At 55.0% G+C, this 1,396-nt stretch carries 2 protein-coding genes; both read right to left on the reverse strand.

Annotated features, from left to right (window positions below):
- Positions 1-242: 242 nt before the first annotated feature.
- Positions 243-782, reverse strand: coding sequence for a hypothetical protein (locus tag VKV29_RS06040; protein WP_324200407.1), 540 nt, complete (start codon positions 780-782; stop codon positions 243-245).
- 14 nt (positions 783-796) lie between these two features.
- Entirely contained in the window at positions 797-1,036 is a 240-nt protein-coding gene (locus VKV29_RS06045; RefSeq protein WP_324200408.1) for a hypothetical protein, read from the reverse strand.
- Positions 1,037-1,396 lie beyond the last annotated feature (360 nt).

Raw genomic sequence — 1,396 nt, forward strand, 5'->3', positions numbered from 1 at the left:
CGGTATAGTCGTTGTTCTGCCCAAAAGGGATAGTCTGGCCCCTGTCGAACACACTTGGTCCCCGGGGAACATGCAGGGTGGCTCCATACCCTATAACGTAAGTCCACCAGTGCAACGGGTAGTGTCCTGGCGCAACCATGCTAATTTGGCTCCCCGCCGAAACGTTCAGGTTAACCGTATCTGTGCCCTTTGGGCCGAACGTCGAATACCGAAAAGGCATACTGTCATCGTCTCACGAGAAACTATTGTTTCATCTTCTCCCAGAAGGTCAGAGGTCTCACGAACAGGATTATCTCTCCGGGCTGCGGCGAGGCTTTCGCCTTGCCGCAACTGTTCGGCGTCACAATGCCAGATTGAAGCACTTTCTTTGTCGGGAAGGCCTTGATGGCCAGCCATGAAAAATCTGGCGTGCGGGGCTCGCATGACACGTAGCTAGTGTTAATCTCGATCCGGTCGCTGTATTGTACGATGGGGTGGATAACTCCAAGGATGCCGCAGCCCTTCCATACGTGCTGAGTATCTGCTTGGGCCTTATGGGTGAGCTCTAGCGAGGCAACCCCGTCCTTATCGGTGGGTACCGCCATTGCCGATTTGCGTTCGCTCCCCACCCAGACGTTCACGCACTTGCCTGCCAACGGATGTCCATTCTTCCCATTCAGAAGCCTAATCCGAATGGTTTGAGCGCCAAGCTTCAATCCGCACGGCCCGGCCACGAGAACTATTGACAGAGCCGCTAGCAAATTGGTGAAAGGCCAACCAGAACCACGTCCTTCTTGTGTCATCTCCGCACCTCCAGTCACTGCGGGCATGGACTGCGTCCTATCCCCCATATATCAATAATGCCGTGGAGCAGATCTCCGAGCGGGTTCCACCCTGCGTACGCGTTATCGAGATGCTCGGTATAGTCGTTGTTCCGTCCGAAGGGCTTGGTCTGGCCGCTGTCGAACACACTTGGTCCCTGGGGAACATGCAGGGTGGCTCCATACCCTATAACGTAAGTCCACCAGTGCAACGGGTGGCGTCCTGGCGCAACCATGCTAATTTGGCTCCCCGCCGAAACGTTCAGGTTAACCGTATCTGTGCCCTTTGGGCCGAACGTCGAATACCGAAAAGGCATACTGTCACCATCTCACGAGACGCTACTGTTTCATCTTCTCCCAGAATGTCAGAGGTCATCACGAAAAAGTCAACCATCGCGAGCCACGAATAATTCGGCCTGCGCGGCTCACGACCGGAACCCGTCTATGAGGCGTTCCCAGAACGACAACGGCTTGATAAAGAGGATCAATTCGCCGGGTTTGGGCTTCGCCGTCGCCTTTCCGCAGTGATTTTCTGACACTGCACCGTGTTGCAGTATTTCGCTAATCGAATACCAAGGACCAAGTCGGAGCGGTCC

The organism is Chthonomonas sp. (genome assembly GCF_035294165.1).
Classification (GTDB): domain Bacteria; phylum Armatimonadota; class Chthonomonadetes; order Chthonomonadales; family Chthonomonadaceae; genus Chthonomonas.

Bases quoted from the DNA above. Each gene is read 5' to 3' on its own strand.
- VKV29_RS06045 (WP_324200408.1), bottom strand. From the start codon at position 1,036: ATGGTTGCGCCAGGACGCCACCCGTTGCACTGGTGGACTTACGTTATA.
- VKV29_RS06040 (WP_324200407.1), bottom strand. From the start codon at position 782: ATGACACAAGAAGGACGTGGTTCTGGTTGGCCTTTCACCAATTTGCTA.